Annotated in this window: 16 protein-coding genes and 1 tRNA gene; 10 read left to right on the top strand and 7 right to left on the bottom strand. The window is 59.3% G+C overall.

Features of this window, described 5'->3' with window-relative positions; genetic code table 11:
* The first annotated feature begins 501 nt into the window (after positions 1-501).
* The gene (locus tag EGN72_RS07085) at positions 502-1629 is read left to right on the top strand and encodes a toprim domain-containing protein (protein ID WP_158623156.1); all 1128 of its coding nucleotides are present in this window, start codon (positions 502-504) and stop codon (positions 1627-1629) included.
* Positions 1630-1643: 14 nt separating this feature from the next.
* The gene (locus tag EGN72_RS07080; protein WP_127045962.1) at positions 1644-2675 is read left to right on the top strand and encodes a hypothetical protein; all 1032 of its coding nucleotides are present in this window, start codon (positions 1644-1646) and stop codon (positions 2673-2675) included.
* 14 nt (positions 2676-2689) lie between these two features.
* Here EGN72_RS07080 and EGN72_RS19290 read toward each other — a convergent pair whose 3' ends face one another.
* Both EGN72_RS19290 and EGN72_RS07070 read right to left on the bottom strand, forming a co-directional pair.
* A complete protein-coding gene (locus EGN72_RS19290) occupies positions 2690-3142 on the bottom strand; it encodes a hypothetical protein (protein ID WP_199743717.1) in 453 nt (150 codons plus the stop codon).
* A gap of 37 nt (positions 3143-3179) precedes the next feature.
* Positions 3180-3794 (bottom strand): hypothetical protein, encoded by a 615-nt coding sequence (locus EGN72_RS07070; RefSeq protein ID WP_233587063.1) that lies wholly within the window; start codon positions 3792-3794, stop codon positions 3180-3182.
* A gap of 235 nt (positions 3795-4029) precedes the next feature.
* Here EGN72_RS07070 and EGN72_RS07065 point away from each other — a divergent pair, with 235 nt between their 5' ends.
* Genes EGN72_RS07065 through EGN72_RS07055 form a run of 3 tightly spaced genes read left to right on the top strand, consistent with a single transcriptional unit; the run spans position 4030 to position 5551 of the window.
* Positions 4030-4401, top strand: coding sequence for a DUF3768 domain-containing protein (locus EGN72_RS07065; protein ID WP_127045960.1), 372 nt, complete (start codon positions 4030-4032; stop codon positions 4399-4401).
* 27 nt (positions 4402-4428) lie between these two features.
* Positions 4429-4797 (top strand): hypothetical protein, encoded by a 369-nt coding sequence (locus tag EGN72_RS07060; protein WP_127045958.1) that lies wholly within the window; start codon positions 4429-4431, stop codon positions 4795-4797.
* Between the two features lie 28 nt (positions 4798-4825).
* A complete protein-coding gene (locus EGN72_RS07055) occupies positions 4826-5551 on the top strand; it encodes a hypothetical protein (RefSeq protein WP_127045956.1) in 726 nt (241 codons plus the stop codon).
* A 255-nt stretch (positions 5552-5806) separates the two neighbouring features.
* Here the strand turns inward: EGN72_RS07055 and EGN72_RS07050 are convergent, their stop codons facing one another.
* From EGN72_RS07050 to EGN72_RS07040, 3 genes are all read right to left on the bottom strand, one after another.
* The gene (locus EGN72_RS07050; RefSeq protein ID WP_127045954.1) at positions 5807-6280 is read right to left on the bottom strand and encodes a hypothetical protein; all 474 of its coding nucleotides are present in this window, start codon (positions 6278-6280) and stop codon (positions 5807-5809) included.
* 128 nt (positions 6281-6408) lie between these two features.
* Complete coding sequence (locus EGN72_RS07045) at positions 6409-7701, bottom strand: DUF6538 domain-containing protein (RefSeq protein WP_127045952.1); 1293 nt, start codon at positions 7699-7701, stop codon at positions 6409-6411.
* A 121-nt stretch (positions 7702-7822) separates the two neighbouring features.
* Positions 7823-7912, bottom strand: a tRNA-Ser gene (locus tag EGN72_RS07040).
* A gap of 187 nt (positions 7913-8099) precedes the next feature.
* Between EGN72_RS07040 and EGN72_RS07035 the strand changes: the two genes are divergently transcribed.
* Complete coding sequence (locus EGN72_RS07035) at positions 8100-8972, top strand: DUF2059 domain-containing protein (RefSeq protein WP_127045950.1); 873 nt, start codon at positions 8100-8102, stop codon at positions 8970-8972.
* 27 nt (positions 8973-8999) lie between these two features.
* On the opposite strand, the gene EGN72_RS07030 is transcribed toward EGN72_RS07035, so the two are convergent.
* A complete protein-coding gene (locus EGN72_RS07030) occupies positions 9000-9965 on the bottom strand; it encodes a LysR family transcriptional regulator (RefSeq protein ID WP_127045948.1) in 966 nt (321 codons plus the stop codon).
* Positions 9966-10095: 130 nt separating this feature from the next.
* Here EGN72_RS07030 and EGN72_RS07025 point away from each other — a divergent pair, with 130 nt between their 5' ends.
* The 4 genes from EGN72_RS07025 to EGN72_RS07010 all read left to right on the top strand — a co-directional run bounded on the left by EGN72_RS07025 (position 10096) and on the right by EGN72_RS07010 (position 15408).
* Positions 10096-11106, top strand: coding sequence for a TAXI family TRAP transporter solute-binding subunit (locus tag EGN72_RS07025; protein WP_127045946.1), 1011 nt, complete (start codon positions 10096-10098; stop codon positions 11104-11106).
* A gap of 81 nt (positions 11107-11187) precedes the next feature.
* Complete coding sequence (locus EGN72_RS07020) at positions 11188-13401, top strand: TRAP transporter fused permease subunit (protein ID WP_127045945.1); 2214 nt, start codon at positions 11188-11190, stop codon at positions 13399-13401.
* Between the two features lie 3 nt (positions 13402-13404).
* Positions 13405-14643: an FAD-binding oxidoreductase gene (locus tag EGN72_RS07015; RefSeq protein WP_127045944.1), complete on the top strand. Its 1239-nt coding sequence runs from the start codon at positions 13405-13407 to the stop codon at positions 14641-14643.
* Positions 14644-14670: 27 nt separating this feature from the next.
* Positions 14671-15408 (top strand): aspartate/glutamate racemase family protein, encoded by a 738-nt coding sequence (locus EGN72_RS07010; RefSeq protein WP_127045943.1) that lies wholly within the window; start codon positions 14671-14673, stop codon positions 15406-15408.
* On the opposite strand, the gene EGN72_RS07005 is transcribed toward EGN72_RS07010, so the two are convergent.
* Positions 15405-16502 carry a 4-oxalomesaconate tautomerase gene (locus EGN72_RS07005; RefSeq protein ID WP_127045942.1) on the bottom strand — a complete coding sequence of 366 codons (1098 nt, stop codon included), beginning with the start codon at positions 16500-16502 and terminating at the stop codon, positions 15405-15407. The genes EGN72_RS07010 and EGN72_RS07005 overlap by 4 nt on opposite strands.
* Between the last annotated feature and the right edge of the window lie 13 nt (positions 16503-16515).

Genomic DNA, 16515 nt, shown 5'->3' with positions numbered 1-16515 from the left:
CGATCACTCCAAATGCCCCCAGCTGGTTCAAGCCGGGGCAAGGTTGCACATGGGTCAATTCTCAGTGACAATTTTGGCCGCTGCCGGGTCAATTCTCAGTGGCAATCAACAATGGAAAGGCAAACTGATTTCTCGCCGTCAGCTTTCTCGGGGTCCCAAGGGCACTCCCTTGGCAAGTTGTATGTCGTACAAATCAAGCCTCGGTGCGCTCTGCGACCGGGCTGTTTGTGCAGACATGCAAACTTGCGCGGTGCCAAAGCACCGCCGCTGTGGCTCTGCCAAACAGGCATCGCGCTCCGCTTTGAGGAGAAGATCGGCTTTGCCAGATCGATGCGATCCTCGGGCTTTGCCCGCCTGGTCCTACGGCTGTGCCGGTTAATCTTGGCTCTGCACAAAGCCGGGAACGACTTGGAACCTTGGTCACCGCATGTACGCTTGGGGATGATTTCGGCGGAACTCCGTCCCTGAATGGCGGGTGGGGTTTTATGCCAAGACCTTCCCATGAACAAGCGAACCTCCGATACCGTGCGGCTCAGCCCTGAGAACTTGGATGAAATCCGGGCTTCAATCGATTGGCAAGCCCTGTTTACCGGGCTGGGCCTGCGCAAGGCCGAGCTGAAGAGCAAGCCCAACGACTGGTGGGCATTCTCGCCGTTCCACGACGAGAAGACGCCGAGCTTTCACATGGCGGCGGGTGGGATCTGGTACGATTTCTCCATCGGTGAAGGCGGTGGCCCGATCGAACTGGTGCAGCGTCTTGAAGGCGGCAACTGCTACGAAGCCGGTCGACTGATCCTCGAACGGGGGTGGGCGCATGCCTCGGTCGACCTGTCGATACCCGTCACCCGCCATCGTGACACAGTGCGCCGCAGTGTCACGAAAGCTGTCACCACTGTCACAGAGACTGTTCCGACGGAAAACGACCCGATCCGGCAGGACCTTCTCAAGCTCTGCAGCTACCACGAAACGATTGCCGCGCGCGGTGTGTCGGAAGCGACCTGCGACTTGCTTGGGATCGGCTACCTGCCGCAAGGCCGGTCGCCCCTGAAGGGCCGCATCGTTTTTCAGGTGGCGGATGCCCGACCTGCCGCGAAAAACGCGGAAGAACCTTCGCGCGTGATCTTGTCCCATTTCGGTCGGTCGATCGACGGGACAGAGCCGAAATATCTGTTCTATAAAGGTTTTCACAAGTCGTCCGAACTCTACGCTCAGGAGCTGATCTCGCTGCACGAAGACGCGGCGGCGCAAATTTCGGATACAAAGGCGATCGTGCTTACGGAAGGCCCTTTTGATGTGGCCAAAGCCGTTGAGGCAGGCCTGCGCAACGTGGTTGGGTCTTTCGGGTCCAGCTTGTCGCTAGCGCAAGCGCAGAAGCTCAAGGCCATGGCCGACACGTTCGGCGCTGAGACCATCCATATCATCTATGACCGTGACACGGCGGGTCGCGAAGGTGCGGCCAAGGCGGTCGCGCAAGTCGAAGCGCAAGGGCTGACTGCCCATGTGTTCGACTGGGACGCGCCGGTGACGCGCGCACGTTCCGGTGACGTATTCATACCGGTTTCGGTCCAAGACCTAGCCGATATGTCCAGCAAACAAATTCAGTGGCTGCGCCAACGTGGTCAATTGTGACAGGAGATGTGACGATGCCCCAATCCTTATCTACGACCATCAAAGGCGTTACACTGCCCGAAACGCTGGTGCTGGCTGCTCTCGAAGGGATCCCTAACCATTTCAGCAAGAGTGATTTCGCACAGGCGCTGAGCCGGGCGGGGTTGCCGGAAGCATCCGACAACGACCTCGTAAGGCGGTTGATGCAGCACCTGAAGCGGCAGGGCTTGATCCATTATGCTGATGACACTGGCACTTGGTCGCTCACTACGATGGGAGCCATGCGATTGCCTGCGCGCACGCTGCCGCTGACGCCGGTGCCGATTCCAACGCCGCAAGTCCTACTTGGCACAGACACTGATGCAATCAGTCCCGCCGCTGAGACGGCCCGCCTGATTTTCAGCGCGGTCGCCTGTGTGGGGTTGATTGGCGCTCTGATCGGCTTGAACGCCAGTTTTGCGTGGGAGCTTGGCCGGGAAGCGCGTCAATTTCAAATTCTCATCATGGTGGGTCTGATGGCGATAGACATGATGCGGCCGGGCTTCGTGCTCATGGGGTTCTATCTGCTTGGGCATCGCCACAAGCTCCTTGGGGCGGTGGCAGTGACGATTGCGCTCACCCTGTCGCCGGTGTCGGTGCTATCAACCACGTCGATCTTGTCATCATCGCTTCTGCTTGGTGCAGAAATGAATCAAGACGCGGCGATTCAGGAAGAAATCCGGCAAACCTTGCGGGCGGAACATGCCCGGCTATTGGACCGGGCCGCACAAGACGAAGCGGCTTGGCGGCAGGAATGTGCGCGCGGGGGCTGCGGGCCGGTGGCGCGTGAACGTGAAGCGGAATTCCAGCGCACAATGATCGAAGCCCAATCGGTGCTCGACCGGGTCTTGGTGCTGAGTGACGATGCTCAAGGCACCTCTGAACTGCTGGCACGATTGGTGACGACCTTTGAAGGGTTGGGACTGTTCGGTGACGGGCGGCAGATTCTGTTGCCGCTTTTCCTGGCCATCAGCCTGGAACTAGGTGCGCTGTTTGGCCCGGCGCTGTTGCTGCGACGCCGGACCTGATGCCAGTCAGGGCGTCACGCCCTGTTGTTGAACCGCAAGCGGCGAAGGATGTCTTGGGCAGGCACCGCCACTTTAGGCGTCAACGTGTTGGCCGCAGAGCTATCGGCAAAGGCTTGCAGCGTCGCAATGGGATCCTCGGTTGTCCAGCTGGTATGGGCAACGAAACGCTCGGCATCTGTGGTTGCGGTTTGCGCAAACTGTTCCAGTAGATCGATGCGCAGGTCACGAGCCAGTACGGCTTCATCAGAATGCTCAGGTGAACCTTGTTGGGCAGAACTGTACCCCAGCAGGAAGACGGCTTTAAGGGCGGATTTGATCGACCAGATAGAACAGTCGTGGAAGTCGAGGGCATCGCTGCCACGCTCTTCCAGGGTATCGATTTCGAGATGTTGTTGCGCGATCTGCGTCAACGCGTCGATCGGGAATACCGGATAGTTGTCAGAATTTGGTTGGTTGAAATCAGTCATGTTGAAAAAGGTTAAGAAAAGGAAATAGAATTCAGGGCTATTTGAAGTCGCGGGTTGAGAGCCACCAGCACTTCGGGGCACCGATGTGGCCGGGTTTCCACACAGCCCAGTAGTATTGCTGACGGGCGATGCGAGCGGATTTCGTGGTGGGTTTGCCTTCGGGCCAGCAGGTCAGATCATCCAGGAAATAGATGGCGGCGGGTGGTGTCTTGGTGAACTTCTTGTGCCGGTCAGGGTTAGCCAGCGATCGAAGGTTCAGCAACATGGCTACAGAGCCGCCGGACTTTCGGGTATGGATCAAGGCGCGGCGTACAAACGCGTCGCCCAGCCCGTGCGTGCCGTAGGGCGGATTGGTGATGATATGCTTGGCCAGCGGTTTTGCTGATTTCAGGAAATCGAAGCCGCCTTCACCGAACCCACGATCAACCAGATCGGTCGCAGTGACATGGTAACCGGCACTGGAGAGTTCTCGCGCGATGGCCCCGTCGCCGCAGGCGGGTTCCCAGATAGGGCCGTCGAAACTTTCGACCGAAAGTAGGGCTCGGGTGGCTTCGGGAGGCGTTGGATAGAATTCCAGCGGTGCCCGACCTGCGCGTCGGGAAGCGGTGTATCTTGCACGGCCAGTCTGAGCCCGGTTTGTGGAAGTGGTCATGTCTTGTTTGGGTTAAGAGATAAGACATCGGCAACGCGCCGCGCCCCAAGAGGGCGGGCGTCAAGGAGGAACCCGTAGGGGCAAATCCTTGAAGGCCGACTGGGCGTGGCAGTCTTTGCCGTGACTTATTTGAGCCAACAACGACGGTGACACACGCTCTTCCGGGCACGGATTGTGCAAAGCTCGACCGACTATCTAGGCGGCGGTAGGCTGGACCTGTTCTTAATCCTTACCCATGTCCGAAACTCCAGATCAATTTCCGGAAACAAGCGACTCCGTCGGCCCAGAAACATTGGCGATTCGCTCGCTGAACGACCAACTTAGGACCGGTTTCAGCGGTGGCCGCGTGGTGATGACACAAGGCGTAAATGCTCTCGCTGGTCAGACCATCGCCAAAGTGCTGCGTGCGGTACGCGACTTCGACGATTTTGGCGAAGACAACGACCCATATGGAACGCACGAATTCGGGATGCTCGATATCGAAGGCAACCGAGTGATGTTCAAGATCGACGCCTATGACCAGAACCTTGAGTACGGCTCGCCCAATCCAGCGGATCCAAGCGTCACTACGCGCGTGCTGACTATCCTGCTCGCCTCAGAATATTGAGGCTCTTTTTTCTAACCCTTTTTTCCTATGGGACTCGATCAATATGCCTACACCCGCCAAGCAGACCAAGATCTATCCGACGTAAAGCCTGAATTCGTCTGGCGTAAACACGCTAAGCTGCAGGAGTTCATGGAAAAACTCTTCGAACTTCGTACGGGTCGTAGCGCCGGTGATCTGAACTGCGGCGAACTGGAATTGCAACCTGAGGACATTGCGACTTTGCAGGCGATGGTGGAACAATCCGCGCTGCCAGAAAGCCCCGGCGGTTTTTTCTACGGTCACCAGTTCCAGGATGAATCTGCTTCGGAATACCGCGAACTTGACCTGAAGTTTTGCCAGTGGGCTCGGACCATTCTGCAAACCCGTCAACAGGTTTTCTATTCCTGCTGGTGGTAGCGCGTTCTTTTCTTTTCATTGCTTCCCTATGTCTACCCGAGCCACAATTACCGTTGCCGACGATCGCGAAAGCTTCGACCTTTACCAACACCATGATGGTTATCCTGAGGGTCCGTATGGGCTGGTGCGTCATATTGCTATGGCGCGCCGCCTGGCGTGGGATTTGCCGCGCTTTGAAGCGGCCGATTTTTCCGCTGCGGTGATCGCCGTTCTCAAGGATCGGGGTGGCTCCACCTATCTGACAAAGAATGCAAGCGAGCATGCCGACCGAGCGTACCACTACCGGATCGAGCCGGTCCGCGAAAATACTGTGACGCGGGTGATGTTGACGATCAGCCGAGCCAGTTTGGATCGTGGGCAAAATGACGTGGAAATCTTTTCGGGGGAAATCCAAAGTGCCGTGTCACAGTTCAACGCGTTTGCTGATGCGTCAGAACAGCCGCGCGAGTGGCGGGTGCTGGGCGACATCGAAGCTGCGCTTTACCGCGCAGAAGAGGAAATCGGTTTGCTGTGTGGCCACAAGCCTGACGAAGATACCGAAAAGGCCCTTGAGGATATTGACGACGCCAGTCGCGCATCGTGCCTGCTAAGGCATCATCTCGAACAAAATGATCCCTGGCGCACCTTGGGGCGCACCGAACAGACCCTCCATCGCTTGCGCGAAACCGGAGAGCTAATCCAGCCAGCGGCGTTACCGGCGGTCGAGGTGAAATTGGCGATGGATGCGCACCGACGGTTTCAGAGAGACCTTTAATGCCGCGCTCTTCTTCATGAAGTTTTCATTAAGAAGAACAGGTTGCGGGTCTGGCTTTTCGTCAGTGGACCAATAGATTGGCCATGAACCCTGATCAGCATGCAAGCGACAATTTTCAGTTTCCAACACGCCAGACCAGTGGCCGTGACGTCCCGGCAGGTCCTGTTTGAACTGCTGGCCGAGCGCCGAGCACGCGGCACAAACGAGGCGCAACTAGATCTCCTGGCCCGTTGGCACGAACACCAATTGGCACTTTCAAAAAAACGATAGCTGCCGATCAGCATTCTGTTTCGCGCGCCATTCCGGCGCTTTGGCCGCCTCATCCAGCCACCACAAAATGAAGGCAACTGGATCGTTTTCAAACTCCACCAGCGCTTCAGCCCCATTCATGAAATGCGACCGATAGCCAGTTTCGGTGATCGGCAGAATCCGTTTATCGAGGCTGCGGACTTCGATGTGTTGGGTTACAAAGTCGTCTTCCGGCATAGAAAACCAGCACGGGCAATGACGGATTTCCAACGCGATGCCTTCCCATATTGCTGCGTAGGTCAAATACTCACAGCGCTCTGGCGTCTCGATACCCGGCGTTTTTTCCATCAACTTAAGGCTACCCGGCAAGGTCAGCCGCGCGAGAATTGCACAGGACGGGATCCCGTCTCTCAGCGGCACGCCAATTTTGGCTAATTTTCCCGTTATGAAACTGCTGACGCCCGACGAATTTGCAAGCATGGAGCGGCTCCTGGCCGATCTCTTACCGCTGTCCGATCCACAGGAAGAAGCCGCTCTGTTGAACATGCACGCCCGTCTACAGGCGATCTATACGGTACAGGCGGAATTGCAGACCTCACGTGATCGGCTCATGGCGCTTCAATTGCGAAGGGCGCGATGATGTCGCTCAACTCGGCAAGATCCTTGCCGTAGCCGTACTTGGGGCGCTGAAACTTGTGCCCCATCAATTGAGCCTGGGCCCGGTCGACGACATCTCGCTTGGTCAGTTGATCCTGAAACCAGTGGCGGAGTGAATACAAGCTCTGGCGCTTGTCCAAGGCAATACTGCTCTCACGCATGGCTTTGTTGATCACGCTGGTGGCGTACATGTTCTTGCCAGACTGCTTGCCCCAACCGCCTGCCGCGACCAATTGTTCTGCGGCCTGCAGGGATACTCCCAGGAGTGGCAACAGGCGTTCGGAGTGATCCGTCTTCAAACCGCGCACCGCGTTCTTGCGCACATGCACATGCGGTACTTCATGATCCAGCATGATGTCTGACAGTTCCAATCCGATCGCCTCGACCGGCCGCATGCCCGTGTTGACGAGTAGGCGAAAAAGGCACTGGAACTCAGGGGCCAACTTTCTCAGGGCATCTGGCGCAACCAAGCTCCGGATTTGCTCAGAGGAGAGGGGAGAACGCGGAACCTGAACTTCGTCTTTCAGCTTGATGCGCGCGAAGGGGTTGGGCGTCTCGACGCCATCGATGTCGAAGTTGGTCGAGATCATCCGGCGCAAGGCGTTTATGTCCTTGTTGCCAGTATGGGGTTTGAGGCCTCTTTCTTTCAGATGCTTCAGCCACCAGGTCCGGAAGGCCATCGCATGGTGGCGCTCCACGGCATACATCGCAACGTCACCGACGGCTTCCTTGAAATTGGATAGGGCTTTTAGATAGCCGTTGCGCTTGACCCGGGCCTGATCGTGACTCAAGCCATTCCGCTCGTCTTCGATATGTGACCAGAAGCGTTCAAAGGCGTCCATCATCGACAGTTTGGGTGGTTCGACAAGCCCCAGAACCGCCTTCTGTTCGCCGGGTGAGGCTGGCTGGCCAAGCAGCAATCGCAAGCGCTCAAGTAGATCGGTGTCTGTCAGTTCTGAAGCCGTCTTGGGTTTGAGGGCGCGTTCCATCTGGACGGCCACTGCCGCACCATAACGTTCGGCATGATTGATACTGGCGAGGGACTTGCCGTTCTCAATCGACCGTTGCCAGTCACGTTCCAGATCACTTGATACCTGTGCGGCAAGCAGCTTGGCCTGCGTGAAGTCGGTGGTACGGAGGGAAAAACAAATGAGGCGTCGATCGTCGACGTCACGACACCGCTCTGGCACGGCTCGGTAGTAGTGCCACCAGCGCCCGCGCTTCTTGAGGTGAAGTCCCCACATGACCTCGGATCCCTGTACCAAGATTTGTACCAAGATCGGAATTCGTCCGATCAGTAGGGATCATCATGCGATCAATAAAAACAACACCTTAGAGGCGGTGTTCCGTCTTGCCATGGAAGGATGGCGGAGAGACAGGGATTCGAACCCTGGGAACCCTCACAGGCTCAACGGTTTTCGAGACCGCCCCGTTCGACCACTCCGGCACCTCTCCGCGTCGGGGATCGTCTGGGGCGGGATTTAGCCTGCCGGGCTTTGGGTTGCAAGCCTGTTTTCTGCTATCTTTGCCGATCCCGCAGATTTTGTCTTTGGGCATGAACTTGCCTTTCGCGCGGGCGGCGGGTTGGCAAAGATCGGGGGAGGGATTAGGTATACAAGACCCAGTTTTGTGAGCGTCTCATATGATCTATTCCCGCCTGCTTCGGCCCGTTCTTTGTGCGGCTCTTCTGACGGCCTCGCCGGTGCTGTCACCGGTTTGGGCCAAGCCTCAGGTTGTCCAGATCCGGGCAGAGGCAGAGATTTCGGGGCTGAGCCAAGTGCTGAAAATCCCAGAAATTCTTGAGGTTATGCGGCAAGAAGGGGTCGATTACGGCACCGAGATGGAGGCTGAGATGTTTCCCGGCAAAGGCGGCGCGCCTTGGGCGGCCGTTGTCGGGCTGATCTATGATGGGCCTAGCATGCTCAGCCGGTTTGAAACCGCTTTTGCCCAACAGCTTGCCGGGCGTGAGGCCGAGATTGCCGAGATGGAAACCTTCTTTGGCAGCGATCTGGGGCAACGCATCCTGACGCTGGAGGTCGAGGCGCGCCGCTCTTTGATGGATGAGGCGGTGGAAGATGCGGCCAAAGCGCGGGCCGAAGATATGGAGGCCGCGGGAGAGCCACGCTTTGCCGACCTTCAGAAATTTGCCGAAGTGAACGATCTGATCGAGGCGAATATCTCGGGCGCGCTGAATTCCAATCTTGCCTTCTTTCAAGGGTTGGCCGAAGTGGGCGCGCTGTCCGAAGATATGACCGAGGCGGATATGCTGTCGGATGTCTGGTCGCAGGAACCCGAAATCAGGGCCGAGACTGAGGCTTGGGTTTACCCCTATCTGGCGCTGGCCTATGGCCCGTTGACCGATGAGGAAATGGCCGCCTATTTGCAGTTTTCCGAAACGGATGCGGGGCAGGTGCTGAATTCGGCGCTGTTTACCGCCTTTGACGTGCTGTTCCGCAGCATTTCCCGCGATCTGGGCCGGGCGGCGGCCAAGCAGATGATGGGCGAAGATATCTGAACCCTTTCGCGCGAGCCAGAAAACGCCTTAGCCGGCGCCTTCCACGATGCTTTCCTGCACCACCGGATCGGCCCCCAACTCTTGCATCAGGCGCAGAACTTCGGCCTTCCAGCCATCTTTGACGCGCCGCGCAAGCTGTGACATCGGGCGCAGACGGGGCGAGAAAATAGCGCAGTCATAGCGCAGGTCCGCGACAAGTGGGCGAAACACCACCGCGCCTTGGTTCAGCCCGGATTGCTGTTCACTGGCGACCGTCAGCGGATCGACGATCGCGCAGCATTGGCCTTGGGCCACGAATTGCAGCAGCGGAATGAAGAACTGGCTTTCGATGATTTGATTGTATCGCGCCCCCTGCGCCTGAAACGCCAGTTGGATGCGCTTTTGCAGCCGGTGCGCGCTGTGCAGCCCGCCCATCGCTTGCGCATCCAGATCCTGCCATGAAATCGCGGGTTTCTGCGCCAGCGGATGTGCTGCGGGCAAGGCACAAAAACAGCGCAGTGAAAACGATTCCGCCGTCAGAAAGCCCGAGCGTTTTTCAAGCTGGATATCCAGATCGGCAAAGCCGAAATCAATGCTTTGCGTCGCGACCAGTTCCAATATCTGCTGCGAGCTGCGCATCGACAGCGTCAGCCTTATATCGCTGAGATTGCTGAGAACCGTGCTGATATAGCGTGGAAAGAGATAGTTGGACGGCCCCGGCATGGCCGCGACCTTCAGATTGCCACTGGCCGCATCGCCAAGGCTGTTCATGGTGCGCGTCACGGCGGACAATCGGTCCAGCACCTCATTGGCTTCGGCCAAGAGGTAATGCGCTTCGGGCACCGGGATCAGCCTGCGGCCCTCACGCTCGAACAGTTTGATGCCCAAGGACAGCTCTAATTCTTTCAGGGACAGGCTGATGGCGGGCTGTGTCCGGCCCAGACGTTTGGCGGCCTGTGAAACAGAGCCGGTCGCCATGACCTCACGGAAAACGGACAGATGCTGGAGTTTCATGATCTATAAGTTTTACTTTCATAATGAGAGATATAACAAATTTGTATTAATGCAAACTGTTTATAGACTTGGCCCCACGACAAGCAAAAGCATGGCTCAAGCCATGCCCAGAAAAATGGGGAGTCTTACGATGGCATTCATTCAAAAACTGACAGGGGCGGCGCTGGCCACGGCCTTGATGGCGGGCAGCGCGCTGGCGCAAGACCCGACCTTCTTTCGGATCGGGACAGGGGGCGCAGGTGGCACCTATTTCCCGATTGGCGGCACCATTGCCAATGGCATCTCTGCGCCTCCCGGTTCGCGGGCCTGCGAGGATGGCGGGCAATGCGGCGTGCCGGGGCTGATCGCGATTGCGCAATCCACGACCGCTTCGGTGTTCAACAACGCCGCCGTGCAGAATGGCGAGTTGGAGGCAGGTCTGGCCGCCGCCGATGTCACGCGTGAGATGTATCTTGGCATCGGCACGTTTGAGGGCAAAAAGCACGAAAAGCTGCGGCTTGTTGCCAACCTCTTTCCCGAGGATCTGCATCTGGTGCTGGCCAAAGGGGCCACGCTGAACGGTTTGGGCGATCTGGCGGGCAAACGGGTTGGCATTGCGCAGGCCGGGTCGGGCACGCAGGTGGCGGTGCTGAAGATGCTTGAGCAATGGGGCGTGACCCGCGACAACATGGAAGAGGCAGAGCTGAACAACTCGCAATCGGCAGAGCGTTTGGCCGATGGGCAGTTGGATGCCTATTTCTATGCCGCAGGCTGGCCGGTTGCTGCGATGGTGCAATTGGCCTCGACCAAGGGCATGTCGCTCTATTCCTTCAGCGATGAAGAAATGCAGAAAATCAACGAGGTAGTGCCCGCCTATATCCCGTCCAAAATTCCGGGGGGCGTGTATGAGGGGATTGATACCGACACGATGACGCCTGCGGTTTCGGCATTCCTTGTTGTGTCGTCTGACCTGTCGGAGGAATTGGTATACGGGATCACCAAGGCACTGTGGAACGACAACACCCGCACCTTGCTGGACAATGGTCATGCCAAAGGCAAGCTGATCACGCTGGAGACCGCCTTGAACGGGGTGGATAGCCTTGGCGTGCCGCTGCATCCGGGGGCGGAAAAGTTCTACCGCGAGGCGGGGCTGCTGAAATAAGCGTTTCCCAAGCTTGCAAACCAAGTGCGATGCCCGGTGCCGGGCATCGCTGTCCCCAGACCTGCCAAGATAGGTGCCCGTGTGACCCAAGCCCAAGTTGATGATGCAACGGAATTGACGCCCGAGCAACTTGCCGAGATCGAACGCAAATATGACGAAGGCATCGCAACCCGAGAGGTCGGCCCCAGTGCGGGTATCGTGCTGCGGGCGGTGGCCATTGTGTTTGCGATCTATCACTTCCTGACGGCTGGTTTCGGGCTTCCGGCGGATCACTGGCATATGGGTTGGCATCTTGCGGGGCTGTTCATCCTGACCTACGCGCTGTTTCCGGTGTTCAAGACGCAAAGCCTGTTTGCGATGAAGGTCAGCCGTTTCCGGCTAGGCAATATCCCGGTTTATGATCTGGTGTTCATGGCGCTGGGCGTGGCGGCGGCGCTGTATCTGGGGCTGGCATGGCGTGGCTTGCCGATCCTTGGGGTTGAGGAACAAACCTTCCGCATGGGCAACCCCAACGGCTATGACGTGTTCTTTGGCGTGGTGCTGATCGTCCTGGTGCTGGATCTGGCGCGGCGCACCTTGGGCTGGGTTTTGCCGCTGATCATCTGCGTCTTTATCTCTTACGCTTTGCTGGGGCCCTATTTTCCGGGGCTGTTGCAGCATCCGGGTGTGAATTTCAAAACCTTCGTGTCCTCGATGTATTTCCCGCAAGAAGGGATTTTCGGCGTCACGCTTTGGGTCGTTTCAACCATCGTGTTCCATTTCGTGCTGTTCGGCGTGATCGCGCAGCGCACCGGTTTGGGGCAGTTGTTCATCGACAATGCCACCATTCTGGCCGGGCAATATGTCGGCGGGCCTGCCAAGGTGTCGGTTGTCTCTTCGGCGTTTTTCGGCACGATTTCGGGATCATCGGTGGCCAACACCGTTTCCACCGGGGCGCTGACCATCCCCAACATGAAGCGGCTGGGCTATCCCGGCCATTTCGCGGGCGGGGTAGAGGCTGCGGCCTCGGCGGGCGGGCAGATCACGCCGCCGATCATGGGCGCTGCGGCCTTTATCATGGCCGAGTTTCTGGAGCTTCCGTATACCACCATCGTGATTGCCGCGATTTTCCCGGCGCTGCTGCATTACATCGGGGTGTTTACCGTTGTGCATCTGATGGCCTTGAAACTGGGTCTGCGCGGGATGGCCAAGGAAACGCTGCCGCGCTTTGCCGCGGTCTGGCGCGAAGGCTGGGCCAATATCATCCCGCTGATCGGGTTGTTGGTGGTGCTGTTTTCCGGCTACACGCCTTATATGTCAGCGTTTTGCGGCATCTCTCTTGCCGTGATCGCGGGCATGGCACGCTGGAGCAACCCGGCCACGCTGATCTATCCGGCGGCGTTCATCGCCTTTGTCCTTTGGAAATGGATGGGCGCCGGGTTTGAAGCGCCGATGGCCCTGACCCTGACGCTTGGCGCGATGATCGCCACGCTGAACCCGCAAGCCCGTATCCGCATACCGGAAATGACCGATGCGCTGGAACTGGGCGTCAAATACGCGCTGGCCGTGGGGGCCGCCTCGGCGGCGGTGGGTATTGTGGTGGGGGTGATCAACACCACCGGGATCGGCTTTCGCATCGGCTATATGGTGACGCAAGGCGCAGGCACCATGGCGATGAGCCTGCATGACATGATGATGATCGGCAATTGGGCGCTTGTGTCCGTGCCGGATTTGCAGCTGTTCCTGTCGCTGGTCTTTATTGCTGTGTCCTGCATCCTGATGGGGGCAGGGGTGCCGACAACCGCGCTTTACATCATGCTGGTATCGGTGGCGCAGCCCGCCTTGGCGCAGCTTGGCGTGCCTCCCATCGCCAGCCATATGTTCGTGCTCTACTACGGCGTGGTGTCAGAGATCACGCCACCGGTCTGCACCTCGGCCTATGCGGCGGCGGCGATTGCCAATGCCAACCCGTTCCGCACGGGCATTTCGGCCTTTACGCTGGGCTTGGGCAAGATCGTGGCTCCGATGGCCTTTGTCTATGCGCCGGTTCTGTTGATCGTGTCCTCCACCGGGTTTGATTTGTGGGAGTTTACCTATACCGCCACCAGTTGCATTCTGGGCGTGCTGGCGCTGTCCACCTCCGTGGTCGGCTATTGGAAGGCACCGATGGGCGTGGTGATGCGGGTCTTGCTGGCCGTTTCGGGGATTGTGTTTATCGCACCCTCCTTGCAGGCCGATCTGATGGCTGCCCTGATCGCGGCCCCTGCCGTGCTTAGCCAGTTCGTGGCGCAGCGCCGCGCGGCAAAGGCGGTGTGACCCGTGGAAGACCCTGTCATCATCATCGGCGCGGGCATCGTGGGTATCTGCACGGCGCTGTCCTTGCGCGAACGAGGGTTCGCGGTGCGGCTGCTGGATCGGGGCGCGCCGGGGCAGGAAACCTCTTTCGGGAATGCCGGGGTCATTTCGCCTTGGTCGATCATCCCGCAGGCGATGCCGGGGATATGGAAAACCCTGCCGGGGATGCTGCTGAACCGGGACAGCGCGCTGTCGGTGCGCGCCGGGTTCTGGCCGCAGATGGTGCCGTGGGGGCTGCGCTTTCTGCGTCAGGCGACCGAGGCGCGGGCGCGGGCGGCATCGGATATGATGGAATATCTCTGCGGCCCCTCAATGGACCTTTATCGCCGCCATTTGCGCGGCACCGGGCAGGACGGGCTGATCTGCGACAGCTATTACATCCACGCCTTTCGCAACGCGGGCAAGGCCAGCCTGCAAAGCCTTGATTACCGTATCCGTATGGAAAAAGGCGGCGATCTGGCGCTGATCGGGGCGGCGGAGCTGCGCGCGATGGAACCAGCGCTGTCGCCTGCTTTCAAGGCGGCAGTCGTCATCAAGGGCCAGGCCCGCGCCAGATCCCCCGGTGAGATTGGCCGCGTGCTGGCCGAAAAAGCCCGCGCCATGGGGGTGGAGGTGACAAAGGCCGAAGTCACCCGCCTGACCCGCACGGGGGATGGGTGGCAGATCACCACCAAAGGCCCCGCCTTTCAGGCGCGCCGGGTGATCCTTGCGGCGGGGGTCTGGTCCGAGGCGTTGCTGCGGCCCTTGGGCTATCGCCTGCCCTTGGTGGCCGAGCGTGGCTATCACGTCGAATTTGCCGGGCCGGGTGTGGGGCTGACCCATTCGGTGATGGATGTCGAGGCAAAGACAGTGGCCAGTTCCATGCAAGACGGGTTGCGCCTTGCCGGAACGGCGGAATTTGCCGCGATAGATGCGCCGGTTGATCCGCGCAAACAGGCGCTGCTGACCCGGCAGGCCAAGGCGATGCTGCCTGATCTGAACACCGGGCAGGGTAGTTTCTGGATGGGGCGCAGGCCGTCTTTTCCCGACAGTTTGCCTGCTTTGGGCGCGGTGCCGGGGCAGGCGGGGCTGTTTACCGCCTTTGGCCACAGCCATTACGGCCTGATGATGGCCCCGAAAACGGGAGAGATTCTGGCCGATCTTCTTTCGGGCCAAGCGGCAAATGCCGATTTGTCACCGCTCAACGTTGCGCGGTTTTTATAGGGGCCTTGGAAACGAAGGGGGCGCAGCATGCCGATCTATGCAGGCGGGCAGAATATTTGTGGGGCCTCGATCGGGGTGCTTTGCCTTGAAAGCTATTTCCCCAAGCCGCCGGGGCATATCAAGAACCCCTCCAGCCTACCGTTCCCGGTGCTGTATGAACGGATCGACGGGGTGACGGTGCCGGATTTGCTGAACAACCCCAGCCCGGACCTGCTGGCCCCCTTTATCAAAGGCGCTCAGCGGTTGGAACGCGAAGGCGTGCGGGCGATCACGGGCAGTTGTGGCTTTCTCGCCCTGTTCCAGCCAGAGCTGGCGGCAGCCGTGTCGATCCCGGTCTTTGCCTCCAGCTTGATACAGGTGCCGCTGGCCTATCACATGGCGGGGGCGCGCGCGCCTGTGGGGGTGCTGACTGCCGATGCCCGCGCGCTGACCGACAGGCATTTTGCAGGCGTGGGGGCGGCGGGGATTCCGGTGGTGGTCGAAGGGATGGAAACCGCGCCCGAGTTTTCGCAGGTCATCCTGCAAAATCAGCGCAACCGGATGGACACCGACCTGATCGAGGCCGAGGTGCTGCAAGCCGTCACCCGGCTGATGGAGCGTAATCCCGGCATGGGGGCCTTGGTGCTGGAATGCACAGACCTGCCGCCCTATGCCGCGCAAATCCAACAGCGGGCGCGGGTTCCGGTGTTTGACCTGACAACCCTTGCGACCATGGCGCATCAGGTCACTTGCCGCAGCCCCTATTCCGGGTTGATGCCGCTTTAACTGCGATGACCGGCCCGGATGCTGCTGGGCACAAACACCTCGCCACGCGCCAGCAGACGCGCCGTGCGCAGCAACCCGGCAGACCGCAGCTGGAACCCATCGGCCCCGTTTTCGTAATCCACCGTCACGTCGATCTTGCCCGAAGGATGTTCGATCATCACAAGGGCGGGGCTGCCTTGGGGGGCATCAAACAGGCCTTCGGCAACGGTGCCGGGTGTCAGCACGCAAGAGGCCAGACACTGAGAGCCAGTCACCGCCATCGTCGGGTGGCAGCTTTTGGGCATGAAATAGCGCGCACAGATGGTGCCCCCATCGCGTGGCGCGGCCAGCAGGCCAAATTTCGGCGTAACAGAGGCAGAGACATCGCCCATCCCCATCCGCTTGCCCGCCGCAATGCGGATCGGTTCCATCCGGTCATAGAAGGCGCGATTGGCATCAATGTCCTCTACGGTTTCATACCCGCTCAGCCCGAAATCAGCCGCGCGTGCGATGACCATGGGCATGGCGACATCCATGCAGGTTACCTCTATCCCGTCGATCACATCACGCACTGCGCCAGTGGGCAACAAGGCCCCGGTGCTGGACCCGACCACATCCATGAAATTCAGATAGACCGGGGCCGCCGTGCCGGGAACGCCGTCAATTGCTGCGGTGCCCTGATAGGACACGCGCCCGCCGGGGGTTTGCACCACGGCTTCGATCCGCGCGCCGGTATTGGTGGACAGCACGCGTATGCGGGTCTGAACCGCGCCGGGTGTTATCAGCCCCATTTCCAGCGCAGCAGGGCCAACGCCCGACAGAATGTTGCCGCAAGTGGGTTTGAAATCCACCGTCCGGTCCAGCACCGAAACCTGCGCGAAAAAGTAATCCACATCGGCCAAGCTGTCGTCAGACCGGGACAGCATCGCCACCTTGGTCGTCACCGCAGCACCGCCGCCGATCCCGTCAATGTTCAGCGGATGGCCAGAGCCAAGCACGGCCAGCAGCACCTCGGCCAAGGTATCGCGATCTTCGGGCAAGTCTGCGCGGTTGAAATATGGCCCGCGCGAGGTGCCGCCGCGCATAAACCAAAAGGGGATGGCTGTTTGTGTCATACCACGCCCCCCC

The sequence above is a fragment of the Pseudorhodobacter sp. E13 genome (assembly GCF_003991405.1).
Lineage (GTDB): Bacteria > Pseudomonadota > Alphaproteobacteria > Rhodobacterales > Rhodobacteraceae > Pseudorhodobacter.
The sequence above is the reverse complement of the archived record's forward strand: the minus strand, read 5'-3'. Positions and strand labels throughout refer to the sequence as shown.